We start from the raw sequence: 14,346 nt of genomic DNA, 5'->3' as shown, positions 1-14,346 counted from the left end.
CGGCCGGAAATCGTGGCATATCTGTTTTCCGTGGCCCGGCGCGCCGCCCGCCGGGCCGCCCCAAGGGCGGCGCAGCCCCCTCGGTGGGGGTGAAGCCGGGGTTGCGCAGCGCATGTGCTGCGCCGGCTGAACGGGGCGGCTGTGCAAAGCCGCCCCTCCCGAGCGAACGGAGTGAGCGTGGGGGCATTCATCTCAGTGCCTGAAGTGTCTCGTGCCGGTGAACACCATGGCCAGGCCGTGTTCGTTCGCCGCCGCGATCACCTCTTCGTCGCGCATGCTGCCGCCGGGCTGGATGATGGCCTTCGCACCGGCTTCAGCCAGCACGTCCACGCCGTCCCGGAACGGGAAGAAGGCGTCCGACGCCACCACCGAACCGGCGATCGTCAGGCCGGCGTTCTCCGCCTTGATGCGGGCGATGCGTGTCGAATCAACGCGGCTCATCTGTCCGGCGCCGACACCGACTGTCGCCCCGTTGCGGCAATACACGATGGCATTGGACTTCACGTACATCGCCACGCGCCATGCAAAGGTGAGGTCGGCCATTTCCGCGCCGGTCGGCGCGCGCTGCGTGACCACCTTCAGCCGGCCTTCGAGCGATTCCGGTTCGTCCGCGGTCTGGATCAACAGACCGGAGCCGACGCGCTTCGTGTCATGCGAATTGCGGCCGCGCGTCCAGGCGGATGCGCCTTTCGGGTCGACGCCGTCGAGCGGAATCTCGAGCACGCGCACATTGGCCTTGGCCGCCAGCACCGCCAGCGCGGCCGGTTCGAATGCGGGGGCCATCAGCACTTCGACGAACTGGCCGCTGACCGCTTCGGCTGTCGCAGCATCGACCGGGCGGTTGAATGCGATGATGCCGCCGAAGGCTGACGTCGGGTCGGTGGCGAGCGCCTTGCGGTAGGCCTCGAGCGAGGAGGTGCCGAGTGCCACGCCACAGGGGTTGGCGTGCTTGACGATGACGCAGGCGCCGGTGTCGAAGCTCTTGACGCATTCCCACGCCGCGTCGCTGTCGGCGATGTTGTTGTACGACAGTTCCTTGCCCTGCAACTGCTTCGCACTGACCAGCGAGCCGGGCGCCGGGTACAGGTCGCGGTAGAAAGCGGCGCGCTGGTGCGGGTTTTCGCCGTAGCGCAGGTCCTGCACCTTGACGAAGCGGCCATTGGACTGCGCCGGAAATTCGGCGCGCGTGCCATCGGGGTTCAGCGAAGACAGGTAGTCGCTGATCGCCGCGTCGTAATTCGAAATGCGGTTGAACGCCGCCACCGACAGCGCGAACAGCGTGGTCTCGGACAAGGTGCCCGAAGTGCGCAGCTCTTCGAGCACGCAAGGGTATTGTCCGGCATCGGTCAGCACGCCGACGCCGCGCCAGTTCTTGGCCGCCGAGCGCACCATGGCCGGGCCGCCGATGTCGATGTTTTCGATCGCGTCTTCCAGCGTGCAGCCAGCCTGGGCGACCGTCGCCTCGAACGGATAGAGATTCACCACCAGCAGGTCGATGACCGGGATGTCGTGCTCGCGCAGCGCCTGCATGTGCGCATCGACCTCGCGCCGTGCCAGCAGGCCGCCGTGGATGCGCGGGTGCAGCGTCTTGACGCGGCCATCGAGCATTTCCGGAAAGCCGGTGTGCTCGGCCACCTCGGTCACCTTCAGACCGGCTTTCGCCAGCAGCGCGGCCGTGCCGCCGGTGGACAGCAACTCGACGCCGAGCCCGGTCAGGGCGGTGGCGAATTCAACGATGCCGGTCTTGTCGGACACGCTGATCAATGCACGCTGTATCTTCATGTGCTTTTCCGGAAGGGGGTTGGGAAGGCTGTGCGGGATGGGGTGGCGCGGGATGCGCTAGATCATGCCGTGATCGTTCAGCTTGCGCCGCAGGGTGTTGCGGTTCATGCCCAGCATGTCGGCGGCGCGCGTCTGGTTGCCTTCGGCTTCGCGCATCACCACTTCAAGCATCGGCCGCTCCATCTGCCTGAGCACCATGTCATAGATGCCGCTTGCGGCTTCGCCATCCAGATCCTGGAAATAGCGTTCCAGCGAATGGCGGATGCACTCGGCAATATCACTCCGTCCGCTCATGGCGGCATCTCCCTGATGGTCTGGCCTTGCTCCGTCACCCTGCAGAGTGATCAGGCGGCCAGTTCCTGTGCGTGTTCGTCCAGCGCGCCCGGCTCGTAGGCTAACCAGTGGTTGTCGGCCGCCATGCGGCCGAAGAATTCGTCGATTGCCGTCAGTTGCCGGTCGGTGCCTTCGAGCTGGTTCATCGCATGGCGGAAGGCGGCTGAACCGATCAGCCCCTTGGTGTACCAGGAGATGTGCTTGCGTGCGATGCGCACGCCGGACTCGATGCCGTAGAACCCGTAGAGATCTTCGATGTGCTCGCGGCACACGCGATGGATTTCCGACACTTCCGGCGGCGCGAGCAGCTCGCCGGTGGCCAGGAAATGTTCGATCTCGCGGAAGATCCATGGCCGGCCCTGTGCGGCGCGGCCGACCATGACGCCGTCGGCGCCGCTGATGGCGAGCACGTCGCGCGCCTTCTGCGGCGTCGTGATGTCGCCATTGGCGATCACCGGAATGTTCACCGCGGCCTTGACCGCGCGGATGGTGTCGTACTCGGCGTGGCCGGTGTATTGGTCGGCGCGTGTGCGGCCGTGGATGGCCAGTGCGCGGATGCCGCACTGTTCGGCCACGCGCGCCAGCATCGGTGCGTTCCGGTTGTCGCGGTTCCAGCCGGTGCGCATCTTCAGCGTGACCGGGGTGTCGGGCACCGCCCGCACCACGGCTTCGAGGATGCGTTCGACCAGCGGCTCGTCCTGCATCAGCGCCGAGCCGGCCATCACGTTGCAGATCTTCTTGGCCGGACAGCCCATGTTGATGTCGATGATCTGCGCGCCGCGATCAACGTTGTGGCGTGCCGCGTCACCCATCATCTTCGGATCGGCGCCGGCGATCTGCACCGAAATCGGCGCCACTTCGCCATCGTGGTTGGCGCGCCGCTGCGTCTTGGCGCTGCCGTACAGCAGCGAGTTCGACGTGACCATTTCGGACACGGCCAGCCCGGCGCCCAGCTTCTTGCACAGCTGGCGGAAAGGGCGGTCGGTCACGCCGGCCATGGGGGCGACGAACAGATTGTTTCGCAGGTTGAAGCCAACGAAGTGCATGGGGTGCGGGGGCATTGCAGACGAACAGGGGCGCGATTCTAACCCGATGCGAGGCCGGGGCGAAGCGTGTCCGTCACGCAAATGCGGTCAAAATTTCTGTCGGCCGTGGCTACCAGCCGCGTGCGCCGAACATCATGCGCCGGCCGATGAACTGACGGGCCGGCGGACAGGCATCCAGCAGCGCGAGCGCGGCGCCGCGTGCATGGCCTGCGAGGGCGCCCAGCCCGGGTTGTGTGCCGCCGAAGCCGAAGATGCGCACCAGTGCGTCGGTGAACCGGCCAGTGGCCATCCGGTCGGCCCGGCGCAGCCGGGCGTACGCCTGCAGCGCCACCGCCGGATCGCCCGCGTGGCGCGCCAGCGCAGGCAGCAGACAGGCGGACAGCTGGGCGACATCGCGCAGGCCGAGATTGAGGCCCTGGCCGGCCACCGGGTGCAGCGTCTGCGCCGCATTGCCCAGCCACACCTGGCGACCGCTGACGATGTCGCGGCGCATGCGCAAAGTCAGCGGCCACGCGCTGCGCGGGCCGATGGCCGAAAACTCGACGCGTCCACCCAGTGCATCGCTGACGCGCGCGGCGAAGGCGGCGCCGGATTCGGCAATCAGCGTCTGGACATCGTCGCTGGCGCAGGTGTACACCAGCGCGTAGTCGCGGCCACACGGCAGAAGTGCCACCGGGCCCTGAGACGTGAAGCGTTCGTAGGCCACGTTGTCGTGTGGCCGGACCGGTGTGACAAGCGCAATCACGGCGTGCTGGTCGTAGTCGCGCTGTTGTGACAGCAGCTCGTCATCGGCGATCCGCCCTTCGCACCACAGCAGCGCGCGCGCCGTCATGTCACCCTCCGCAGTGCGGACCTCCACCGTTTCGTTGGCCTCGTGCGCACCGAGCACTGCGCTGTCGTGCTGCACGGTCAGGCCGAGCTGATCGGCGCGTTCGCGCAGCGCACGCACCAGCGCGCCGGCGCGCGTCACATGGCCGAGCGCCTCCAGCCGGAAATCTTCGGCGCGCAGTTCGGTGCGGCCCAGGTGGCCGCGCTGCGAAATATGGATGCGCCGGATCGGCGTCGTGTCGGCAACCGGCCAGGCTTGCAGGCCGCGCAGGATGTCGCGCGAACCCGCCGACAGCGCGATCACGCGCGTGTCATCGAACGCGCGTCCGGCGGGCCCGGCGTCCAGCACCATTACATCGAGGCCGGCGGCGCGCAGCGCGCAGCCGGCAGCCAGCCCGACCGGGCCGGCGCCGACGATGAGTGCATCGCGCACCGCGGCTGTCGGTGCGTCACTCATCCGCGTGTCTCACGCATGACGGCTTCGACCTCGGCGATCGTCTTCGGCGTGGCCGAGGTGTAGATGTCGCAGCCGTCGGCGGTCACGACCACGTCATCTTCGATGCGGATGCCGATGTTCCAGAATGCTTCCGGTACGTCGTCGGCCGGGCGCACGTAGCAGCCAGGTTCAACCGTGAGCACCATGCCGGCTTCGAGCGTGCGCCAGTCCTGCTCGCCGGCGCCGGCACTGCCCGGTCGCGGTCGGTACTCGCCGGCGTCGTGCACATCCATGCCCAGCCAGTGGCCGGTGCGGTGCATGTAGAAGCGCTTGTAGGTGCCCTGTTCGATCACGCTGTCGGCGCTGCCTGCGAGCATGTTCAGGTCGACGAAGCCCTGGGCGAGCACGCGCACGGCAGCGTCGTGATAGTCGATGAATCGTGCGCCCGGTCGCACCGCGGCAAACGCGGCGTCCTGGGCGGCCAGCACGAGCTGGTAAAGGTCTCGCTGTGCCGCGCTGTAGCACCCATTCACCGGCCAGGCGCGGGTGACGTCGGACGCATAGCCGCCGAGTTCGCAGCCGGCGTCGATCAGCAGCAGATCGCCGTCGCGCAGGGGGGCGTTGTTCGATACGTAATGCAGTACGCAGGCGTTGGCGCCACCCGCCACGATCGAGCCATAGGCTGGGGCTTCCGAGCCGGAGCGACGGAATTCGTACAGCAATTCGGCTTCGATTTCGTACTCGAAGGCGCCCGGCCGCGTGGCCTGCATGGCGCGCCGGTGCGCGCGGGCGGAAATTTCGGCGGCGCGGCGCATGATGTCCAGTTCGTGCGCGTCCTTGATCAGCCGCATGTCGTCCAGCGGCTGGCGGATGTCCAGCAATTCCGACGGCGCGAACTTGCCGGCGCGGCTCTGCGCGCGCACCGCATTGAGTGCCGCCATCATGCGGTTGTCCCACGCGGCGTCTTCGCCGATGACGTAGTGCAGGCGCGGCTGGTTGGCGATCAGCTCGGCCAGCTTCGCGTCCAGTTCGGCGTAGCAGTGCGCCTCGTCGAAGCCGAACTGTTCACGTGCGGCATCCGGCCCGTGGCGCCAGCCGTCCCAGATTTCCCGTTCTTCGTTCTTTTCACGGCAGAACAGGATGGCGCGAGGCGCATCGCCCGCGATCAGCACCAGCACCGCCTCCGGCTCGCTGAATCCGGTCAGGTAATAGAAGTAGCTGTCGTGGCGGTAGCCGTAATGGGTGTCGCGGTTGCGCAGGTGTTCGGGCGCCGTGGCAATCACGGCGACGCCGCTTCCCATGCGTTCGATCAGGCGGGCGCGGCGTTCTGAATAGGGGTGCATGGCGGGTTCCGGCATTCGATCAGGACGGGAGTTTAATGCCAACAGACCCGGGGGCCCGGAATGCGTTCCGGTTCCTCGTGCCGCATCCGGTCCGGAAATGTCCTGTTTCATGTCGCGCCGGATTTGCTTAAGTCTCCATTAATGTTCGCCGGCAAACATGCCTTCCATCCCAATGGAGGCACGCGATGAACCAGGCCGCAACACTGAGTACCCTTGCAGGAAAGTCCGCCGCGCATTCCGCCGGTGTCCGTGCATGCGTGCTGGGTCGCGCCATGGCGCCCGTGTTGTCCGACCCGGCGCTCGAAGTCGTCGGCCGGCTGCATCCGGAACGCGCCGCGCTCGAGCGCTTCATCGCCGGCTGTTTTTTCCGCGGCTACGGTGCGGTGATCACGCACTTTGCCGACACGCTGCTGGGGGTGCGCAACAGCGATGGCCAATGGGCGGCCGGACTGGGCTACAGCCTGCCGGGCGTGCGTCCGGTATTCATCGAACAGTATCTCGACGTACCGCTGGAAAGCGCACTGGGCGGGGTGCTCGGCGAGCGGGTCGCACGCAGCGCGGTGGCCGAAGTGGGCAATATGGCATCGACGTCCGCCGGACTGGGGCGCCTGCTGATTGCGCTTGCCACGCAGCATTTCTACGCGCAGGGTCTGGATTACGTGGTGTTCACGGCGACCCGTGCGCTGGCCAATTCATTCGTGCGCCTCGGCATCCCGATCTTTCCGGTGGGCGTGGCCGACCCGGCGCGGCTGCACGATGGCGTCGGCAACTGGGGCAATTACTACCGCAACAGCCCGACCGTCATGGTCGGCCGCATTGCCAGCGGCCTGCACACCGTGGTCGAGGACGCGGCGTGAGCCGTCAGGCAGTCCTGATCGATGCCCACGGTGTCGCCGATGACGCGACCGTCATCGGCCGCGTCGACGCGCTGACCGAACGGCTGGCCGGGTGCCCGGGGCAGGTCGTTTCCCTGCTGGCCGACAACGGCATCGACTGGCTGGTGGCTGATCGGGCCATCCGCCGGGCCGGCCGGGTCGCCCTGCCGTTGCCGACCTTCTTCACCGACGCACAGTGCCGGCACGCGCTCGATGCCGCCGGGGCGCCGGTGCTGCTGACGGATGATCCGTCACGCGCCGCGCGACTCGGATTGAGCGCCGACACGAGATCGTCGCAAGGTCTGTCGGTGTGGACACGGCGCAATGAATCGGCGGTCGTCGTCCCGCCGATGACCACCAAGATTACCTTCACCTCGGGTACGACCGGCCAGCCCAAGGGGGTCTGCCTGACGGCCGCGCAACTGTCGGCGGTCACCGGTTCGCTGGTGCAGGTTGTACGCGAACTGGGTATCCGGCGCCACCTGTGCATGCTGCCGCTGGCCGTGCTGCTCGAAAATGTGGCGGGCGCCGATGTGGCCATCGCGCTCGATGGCGAATGCGTGGTGCTGCCGCTGGCCGACGTCGGGCTGCACGGTTCGAGCAGTTTCGATGTGCGGGCCGCGCTGGCAGCGCTGCATCGCTGGCAGCCGGACAGCGTCATCCTGCTGCCGCAGATGCTGACCGCGCTGGTGGCCGCGGCCGAGGCTGGGGCACCGGTACCGCGTGGCCTGAAGCTGGTGGCGGTCGGTGGCGCCCGGGTGTCGCCCGACCTGATCACGCGAGCGCGGGCGCTCGGTTTTCCGGCGTGCGAAGGGTATGGCCTGTCCGAAGCGGGTTCGGTCGTGGCACTGAACCGGCCGGACGACGCGCCCGGCGCGGTCGGTCGCGTGCTGCCCCACCTGCGGGCGGAGATCGCGCCGGATGGCGAAATCCTGCTGCATGGCAGCCGACCGGCCGGCTATCTGGGCGCTGCCCCGCCGGCCGACGGACCGCTGCACACCGGCGACATCGGCCACGTCGATGCGCGCGGCTGTCTGCACGTCACCGGTCGCATCAAGCACCAGATCATTACCGGCTTCGGTCGCAACGTGGCGCCCGAATGGCCTGAAGCGGAACTGCTGGCCGCGCCATCCGTGGCGCAGGCAGTCGTGTTCGGCGAAGGTCGGCCGGGGCTGTGCGCCGTCATCGTTCCGCGCGGCGAGGTGACCGACGAAGCGCTCGCCGCCGTGGTGCGCGCGGCCAACGACCGCCTGCCCGATTACGCCCGGATCATTCACTGGCTGCGTGCCGACGCGCCTTTTTCTGCGCTCAACGGGCAGGCGACCGACAACGGCCGCGTGCGCAGGGATCCCATCTTCCGGGCCTACGGCGAACGGCTCGCCGTGCTGTACGAAGCACCTCCCGAAGCACACCTTCCCTTCACTGCGGAGACCTTTCCCGATGTCGTTTCATGAACGCCTGCAGCGCGAAACCGCTGCCGAACGCGCCCACCTGCTGAGCGCTCCCATCCTGCAGGACGCTGTATCGGGTCGCGTGACACTGACGCAGTACCGAGCCTTCCTCGGTCAGGCCTTCCATCACGTCCGGCACACCGTGCCGCTGCTGATGGCCTGCGGCGCGCGCCTGCCGGCGCGGCACGAAGCGCTGCGGCACGCCATTGCCGAATACATCGACGAGGAGATCGGCCACGAGGAATGGATACTCGACGACATTGCGGCCTGCGGTGGCGAGCGCGAAGCCGCCCGCAACGCCGAGCCCGGGGTCGAGGCCGAACTGATGGTGGCCTACGCACACGACTGGATTGCGCGCAAGAACCCGGTCGGATTCTTCGGCATGGTGCATGTGCTCGAAGGCACCAGCGTGTCGATCGCGACCAGCGCGGCCGAGCGCATCGCGCACAGCCTGCACCTGCCGCCGGCCGCCTTCACCTACCTCAATTCCCACGGCACGCTGGACCAGGAGCACGTGCGCTTCTTCGCCACCCTGATGGACAGCCTGGACGACGAGGACGACCGGCTCGCGGTCATCCATGTGGCACGCGTGATGTACCGGCTTTATGGCGACCTGTTCCGCTCGTTGACTCGCTCGCTGACGCCTCAGCACGAGGCGGTCGCGGCATGAAGGCGGATCTGCGCGGGGTGCTGACCGGCGCGACGGGCGGCATCGGCGCGGCCATTGCGAAGGCGCTGGCTCCGCGCTGTGCCGCGCTGCTGCTGGTCGGTCGCGACGTGGTGAAACTGGCGGCGCTGCAGGCGGACTTGACATTCGCATTTCCCGCGCTGGACGCGCGCATCGTGCGCGCCGACCTGACGACTGCAGCGGGCCGTGGCGCCGTGCTGGTGGCCGCCGAAGCCTTGCCGGACGGTGCGAACCTGCTGATCAACAACGCCGGTGTCGGCCAGCTCGCATGGTTCGAGGACCAGTCAGCCGAACAGATCGAACACATCCTGCACACCAATGCGCTGTCGCCGATGCTGCTGGTGCACGCGTTGCTGCCGCTGCTGCACCGGCAGAAGAAGGCGCGCGTGGTGAACATCGGCTCGATCCTGGGCGATATCGGTCATCCGGGCAGCGTTGCCTACTGCGCGAGCAAGTTCGCGCTGCGCGGCTTCAGCGAAGCGCTGCGCCGCGAGCTCGTCGGCAGCCGTATCGAACTGCAGTACCTCGCGCCGCGTGCCACGCAGACCGCACTGAACAGCCCGGCCCAGGTCGCGCTGAACCGCGAACTGGGCGTCGCCAGCGATACGCCTGAAACCGTCGCGCAGGCGCTGCTGGCGCTGCTCGACAACCGGCGTCCGGAAGGCCACCTGGGCTGGCCGGAACGTCTTTTCGTCCGGATCAACCGTATGCTGCCGTCGCTGGTCGATTCCAGCCTCGCAAAGCAGCTGCCGGTCATTCGTCGTCATGCACAAACAGTCAGCAAATGAGAGGAGTCCGCAAAATGAGGATGTCGATCAAGTCCTTCCTGTCCGTTACCGCCCTGTTCCTGATCACGCCGGCCTGGGCGGGTCTGGACGAGTCGATCACCCGACTGCAGTCGGAGTGGGAACAGATCAAGTACACGCAGCCGGCCGACAAGCAGGAAAAGGCCTATGAGGCGCTGATCAAGGTCGCCGCCGCCGTGCGCGCAGAGCATCCGGACCGCTCCGAAGCCGACATCTGGTACGCCATCGCACTGGCCAGCCAGGCGGGTGCGAAGGGCGGGCTCGGCGCACTGTCGCTGGCCAAGGAAGCGCGCACCGTGCTGGAACAGTCGCTGGCGCGAAATCCGGAGGCGCTGAATGGCTCGGCTTACGTGACGCTGTCGTCGCTGTACTGCCAGGTGCCCGGCTGGCCGATCGGCTTCGGCGACAAGGACAAGGCGCGTGAACTGCTGAACAAGGCACTCGCGCTCAACCCGCATGGCATCGACCCGCACTATTTCATGGGCGATTGCCTGTACCGGGCCGGCGAGTATGAAAAGGCGCGTGCATCGCTCGAGACGGCGCTCAAGGCGCCGGCACGGCCGAACCGCCCGCTGGCCGACGAAGGGCGCCGCAAGGAGATCGAAGCCCTGATGGTCAAGGTGAAAGAGAAGCTCAAGTAGACCACCTGCCACCGCAGGCCCGGCCGCAACGCGTTTTGGAGCGACAATGACGCACTTCCGATATGGCGCGATCCGACCGATGAGGGTTCTCCTGGTTGAAGACGACGAGCTGCTCGGCAGCGGCATCTGCGATGCGCTCGAGCGTACGCGCTACACCGTCGAGTGGGTGCGCGATGGCGCACAGGCGCTTGAGGCGCTGCGTGGTTCGGGCGTCGATCTGGCCGTGCTCGATCTCGGCCTGCCGCGGATGGATGGCATGGAAGTGCTGCGCCGTGCGCGCGAGGCCGGCGTCACCACGCCGGTGCTGGTGCTCAGTGCGCGCGACACCACACTGCAGCGCATCGGCGGCCTCGATGCCGGTGCCGATGACTACCTGACGAAGCCGTTCGATGTTGACGAACTGATGGCGCGCATCCGTGTGCTGGAGCGGCGCACGCGGGGTGCGGTCGTCAACGTGATCCGTCACGGCAGCATCGAGATCGACACCTCGGCGATGACGGTCAGCGCGGATGGCCGCAGCGTCGACCTGCAGCGCCGTGAATACATGGTGCTGCGCAAACTGCTGGAAAACATCGGCCACGTGCTGAGCCGGCAACAGCTGGTGGACAACATCTACGGCTGGGACAGTGAGCTCGAGAGCAATGCGCTCGATGTGCACATCCACAATCTGCGGCGCAAGCTGCACCCCGGCCTGATCCGCACGGTGCGCGGTGTCGGCTATGTGATCGATCCGCTGCCGGCGGCTGCCCGGTCCGACCGCTGACGTGGTGCAGCCGGGCCGCGTATCGATACGCCTGCTGCTGCTGGCCGGCAGCGCAGTCATCCTGCTCGGTGTGCTGGGCAGCACCGTGTGGCTGGCCGTCGTGGCCGGACGCTACGAGGCGGACGAGCTGTTCGATGCCCGCCTCGCCACGTCCGCCCGCGTGCTCGACAGCCTGATGGCGCGCCAGATCGAACACGCCACCCTCAGTTCTCCGCTGGTCATGGATCTGCCGGCGCCGATCCGCGCCGGGGCCCGGGCGCACGAAGCCGGGGCGAACATGTCTTTTTCATGGCACCTGCAGGACTGGCTGTTCGGGCATCACGATGTCGAGTCCTCGCTCGGCCATGAATACGAAACCCATATTGCCTACCAGATATGGAGCGAAGCGGAAGACGAGGGTGCCGCCGCGCTGCTGGCGCGCTCCTCGTCTGCGCCGGCCTCACCCTTCGCACCGCTGCGCAAGGGCTTCAGCGACCACACGCTGGAGGACGGCGTTTGGCGCGTGTTCGTGCTGCATTCGGGCGACGTGTGGATACAGGTTGCCGAGCGCGCCGATGCGCGCGAGGAACTGTCGGCCAAGCTGGGCTGGGCCACCGGTGCGCCGCTGCTGATCGGCTTGCTGATCGTGCTGCTGCTGACCGGCCTGCTGATCGGCTACGGGCTGGCGCCGCTGTCCGAACTGGCCGAACGCATTGCCGCCCGTCGACCGCAGGACGACGAGCCGCTGTCGCTGACCCGCGTGCCGAGCGAAATCGAACCGGTGCTGAGCGCGCTCAACGGCCTGTTCGGCCGTGTGCGCAGCACGCTGGAACGCGAACGTCGTTTCATCGATTCTGCCGCGCACGAACTGCGGACACCGCTGGCCGCACTGAAGATACATGCCCAGAACGCCCGCCGCGCGGAAGACGCCGCACAGCGCGACGCCTCGCTCGATCACCTGCTGGCCGGTGTGTCGCGATCGGTGCATCTGGCCGAACAGATGCTGGCGCACAGTCGCGCCGGCCGCCAGACAGACTGCGTACCGGTGTCATTGCGCGACGTGACCCGCGATGCGGTGGCGCAGCGCCGGCCGGGCTGCGACGCCAGCGGCCATCCGCTGGAACTCGATCTGTGCGACGCACCGTGCATGCTGCTGGCGGACGCGACCGGTCTGTCCAGCATGGTGGGCAACCTGATCGACAACGCCCAGCGGTATGCGCCGTCGGGCAGCGCGATCCAGGTTGCGCTGGCCGCTCGCGACGGTCAGGCCGTGCTGTCGGTCAGCGACGCGGGTCCGGGCATTCCGGTCGAGCTGCGCGAACGGGTGTTCGAGCCCTACTACCGCATACCCGGTTCGGCCGGCAGCGGCAGCGGCCTCGGGCTGGCCATCGTGCGCGAAGTGGTCGAACGGCTCGGCGGGCAGATTGCGCTGCTAGATGGCGAAGGCGGCCACGGCATGCGTGTGGAACTGACGATTCCCCTGCTCAGCGAGCGCTGACCGCGCGCGCCAGCGCATCGACCTCGGCCAGCCGCTGCGGTGTGCCGACGTCGAACCAGTGGCCGGTGTGCAGCGCGCCGGTCACCTGCCGCCCGCGCATCGCTGCGCGCAGCAGCGGTGCAAGTTTCGCCGGCGCATCCGGGTCGAGTGCGCCGAACAGTGACGGGTGGTAGGCGGCGACGCCGGAAAACGTCAGTTTCGGCCCACCGGTTTCGCCCACCTGTTCGTCGATCAGCGTGAAGTCGCCGTCGGGGTGATGCGGCGGATTCGGCACCAGCAGCAGATGGGCCAGCGGGCCGTCCGCCTGCAGCGTGCCGGCGGCGCGTTGCAGGGCCGCGACCTCGACATCGCACCAGATGTCGCCATTGATCACGATGAAGGCCTGTGCGCCGAGCAGCGGCTGCGCATGCGCAATGCCGCCGGCGGTTTCGAGTGCGCCCGGCGGCTCGGCCGACCAGCGGATCGACGCGCCGAATGCCGCGCCGTCGCCCAGCGCTTCCACCAGTTTGTCGCCGAGGTGGGCGTGGTTGATCACCAGATCGGTCACGCCGCCCGCCACCAGCCGCTCGATGTGCCACACGATCAGCGGCTTGCCGCCGACTTCCAGCAGCGGCTTGGGCAGGTGGTCGGTCAGCGGCCGCATGCGTTCGCCGCGTCCGGCGGCCAGGATCATGGCCTTCATCGCAATCGTCTCAGAAGGTGTAGCCGGCCTGCGGCGTGATGCCTTCAAGCCGCTGCAGCAGGCGGGCGAGCGGCGCCAGGTCGCGGTAGCGCAGGCTGGTCTGCAGCAGGTACTTCATGACCCGTGGCAGGTCCTTCAGGTAGCCGTCCTTGCCGTCACGGTGGTGCAGGCGGGCAAAGATGCCCAGTACCTTCAGGTGGCGCTGCACGCCCATGAACTCGTAATCGCGGTGGAAGTCGGCAAAGTCGGCACGCACCGGCAGGCCGGCGCTGCGCGCGCCCTGCCAGTAGCGGATCAGCCAGTCGAGCACCTGATCTTCTTCCCAGTCGATGTAGGCATCCTTGAACAGGCTGACCAGGTCATAGCTGATCGGGCCGTAAACGGCGTCCTGGAAGTCGATCACGCCCGGGTTGGGCCGGGTGACCATCAGGTTGCGGCTGTGATAGTCGCGGTGCACAAAAACCTGCGGCTCGGCCAGATTGACCGCGAGCACGCGATCTAATACCTCGTACAGGGCGTTCGCTTCCTTTTCATCGAGTTCGGCCTTCAGGTGGCGGCCGACGTACCAGACCGGGAACAGTTCCATCTCGGCCAGCAGCCGGTCGTGGTCGTAGGCCGGAAGCACGTCCGGGCGGCTGGCTTTCTGGATGTCGATCAGGGCGCTGGTCGCGTCGTGGTAAAGCGCGGCAGCGTTGTCGGCATCGAGCACGTCGAGGTAGGTGGTATTGCCGAGGTCGGACAGCAGCAGGAAGCCGCGCTCGACATCCTGCGCGCGCACCGCCGGCACGTGGGCGCCGGCCGACTCGAACAGCGCCTGCACCGCGAGGAAGGGGCGGCAGTCCTCCTGCGGCGGCGGGGCGTCCATCGCGACATGGCTGGAGCCGTCGTCCAGCGTCACGCGGAAATAACGGCGGAAGCTGGCGTCGGCCGAAGCCGGGCGGATGTCGAGCGGGCGGCCGGGAAACTGCTGCTGCAGCCAGCCGGTCAGGGCGTCAAGGCGGAGGTCTTGTGTCATGGGGCGGGTGTCGTGGGCGAGCTGAGGACGCGCTCTCGGCGTCCGCACGGGCGGATGGCGGCAAATTGTTGCCAATGCGGGCCGGGAAGCGGGTGGCGTTTGATAAGATGCGCGATTCTATAACGCGGCTGCAGTCAGTCCGGCAGATGCACGCCGTGACGCTGTCGCCGTCATCCAACC

The 14,346-nt window shown here is 67.6% G+C and carries 14 protein-coding genes; 7 read left to right on the top strand and 7 right to left on the bottom strand.

Going from position 1 to position 14,346, the window contains the following annotated elements; genetic code table 11:
* Positions 1 to 192: 192 nt before the first annotated feature.
* The 5 genes from purH to Q8Q80_RS04900 all read right to left on the bottom strand — a co-directional run bounded on the left by purH (position 193) and on the right by Q8Q80_RS04900 (position 5,768).
* Positions 193 to 1,782 carry a bifunctional phosphoribosylaminoimidazolecarboxamide formyltransferase/IMP cyclohydrolase gene (gene purH / locus Q8Q80_RS04920; protein WP_305631852.1) on the bottom strand — a complete coding sequence of 530 codons (1,590 nt, stop codon included), beginning with the start codon at positions 1,780 to 1,782 and terminating at the stop codon, positions 193 to 195.
* Positions 1,783 to 1,839: 57 nt separating this feature from the next.
* Complete coding sequence (locus tag Q8Q80_RS04915; RefSeq protein WP_257082114.1) at positions 1,840 to 2,076, bottom strand: helix-turn-helix domain-containing protein; 237 nt, start codon at positions 2,074 to 2,076, stop codon at positions 1,840 to 1,842.
* Between the two features lie 50 nt (positions 2,077 to 2,126).
* Positions 2,127 to 3,161 (bottom strand): tRNA dihydrouridine synthase DusB, encoded by a 1,035-nt coding sequence (gene dusB, locus Q8Q80_RS04910; RefSeq protein WP_305631851.1) that lies wholly within the window; start codon positions 3,159 to 3,161, stop codon positions 2,127 to 2,129.
* Positions 3,162 to 3,270: 109 nt separating this feature from the next.
* Positions 3,271 to 4,446 (bottom strand): FAD-dependent monooxygenase, encoded by a 1,176-nt coding sequence (locus Q8Q80_RS04905; RefSeq protein ID WP_305631850.1) that lies wholly within the window; start codon positions 4,444 to 4,446, stop codon positions 3,271 to 3,273.
* Positions 4,443 to 5,768 (bottom strand): aminopeptidase P N-terminal domain-containing protein, encoded by a 1,326-nt coding sequence (locus tag Q8Q80_RS04900; protein WP_305631849.1) that lies wholly within the window; start codon positions 5,766 to 5,768, stop codon positions 4,443 to 4,445. The genes Q8Q80_RS04905 and Q8Q80_RS04900 overlap by 4 nt, the downstream gene beginning before the upstream one ends.
* A gap of 185 nt (positions 5,769 to 5,953) precedes the next feature.
* Between Q8Q80_RS04900 and Q8Q80_RS04895 the strand changes: the two genes are divergently transcribed.
* The 7 genes from Q8Q80_RS04895 (at position 5,954) to Q8Q80_RS04865 (ending at position 12,469) form a co-directional block, all read left to right on the top strand.
* Complete coding sequence (locus tag Q8Q80_RS04895; RefSeq protein WP_305631848.1) at positions 5,954 to 6,625, top strand: thermostable hemolysin; 672 nt, start codon at positions 5,954 to 5,956, stop codon at positions 6,623 to 6,625.
* Positions 6,622 to 8,097 (top strand): AMP-binding protein, encoded by a 1,476-nt coding sequence (locus tag Q8Q80_RS04890; protein WP_305631847.1) that lies wholly within the window; start codon positions 6,622 to 6,624, stop codon positions 8,095 to 8,097. The genes Q8Q80_RS04895 and Q8Q80_RS04890 overlap by 4 nt, the downstream gene beginning before the upstream one ends.
* Entirely contained in the window at positions 8,084 to 8,764 is a 681-nt protein-coding gene (locus Q8Q80_RS04885; protein ID WP_305631846.1) for a TenA family transcriptional regulator, read from the top strand. The genes Q8Q80_RS04890 and Q8Q80_RS04885 overlap by 14 nt, the downstream gene beginning before the upstream one ends.
* Complete coding sequence (locus Q8Q80_RS04880; protein ID WP_305631845.1) at positions 8,761 to 9,570, top strand: SDR family oxidoreductase; 810 nt, start codon at positions 8,761 to 8,763, stop codon at positions 9,568 to 9,570. The genes Q8Q80_RS04885 and Q8Q80_RS04880 overlap by 4 nt, the downstream gene beginning before the upstream one ends.
* Positions 9,571 to 9,584: 14 nt before the next feature.
* Positions 9,585 to 10,229, top strand: coding sequence for a tetratricopeptide repeat protein (locus Q8Q80_RS04875; RefSeq protein WP_305631844.1), 645 nt, complete (start codon positions 9,585 to 9,587; stop codon positions 10,227 to 10,229).
* Positions 10,230 to 10,308: 79 nt separating this feature from the next.
* The gene (locus Q8Q80_RS04870) at positions 10,309 to 10,992 is read left to right on the top strand and encodes a response regulator transcription factor (protein ID WP_305631843.1); all 684 of its coding nucleotides are present in this window, start codon (positions 10,309 to 10,311) and stop codon (positions 10,990 to 10,992) included.
* Between the two features lie 4 nt (positions 10,993 to 10,996).
* Positions 10,997 to 12,469: a sensor histidine kinase gene (locus tag Q8Q80_RS04865; RefSeq protein ID WP_305631842.1), complete on the top strand. Its 1,473-nt coding sequence runs from the start codon at positions 10,997 to 10,999 to the stop codon at positions 12,467 to 12,469.
* On the opposite strand, the gene murU is transcribed toward Q8Q80_RS04865, so the two are convergent.
* Both murU and Q8Q80_RS04855 read right to left on the bottom strand, forming a co-directional pair.
* Positions 12,456 to 13,151 (bottom strand): N-acetylmuramate alpha-1-phosphate uridylyltransferase MurU, encoded by a 696-nt coding sequence (gene murU / locus Q8Q80_RS04860; RefSeq protein ID WP_305631841.1) that lies wholly within the window; start codon positions 13,149 to 13,151, stop codon positions 12,456 to 12,458. The genes Q8Q80_RS04865 and murU overlap by 14 nt on opposite strands.
* Before the next feature lie 10 nt (positions 13,152 to 13,161).
* Positions 13,162 to 14,166: an aminoglycoside phosphotransferase family protein gene (locus Q8Q80_RS04855; protein WP_305631840.1), complete on the bottom strand. Its 1,005-nt coding sequence runs from the start codon at positions 14,164 to 14,166 to the stop codon at positions 13,162 to 13,164.
* Positions 14,167 to 14,346 lie beyond the last annotated feature (180 nt).

It is taken from the genome of Methyloversatilis sp. (assembly GCF_030698125.1).
Lineage (GTDB): Bacteria > Pseudomonadota > Gammaproteobacteria > Burkholderiales > Rhodocyclaceae > Methyloversatilis.
The sequence above is the reverse complement of the archived record's forward strand: the minus strand, read 5'-3'. Positions and strand labels throughout refer to the sequence as shown.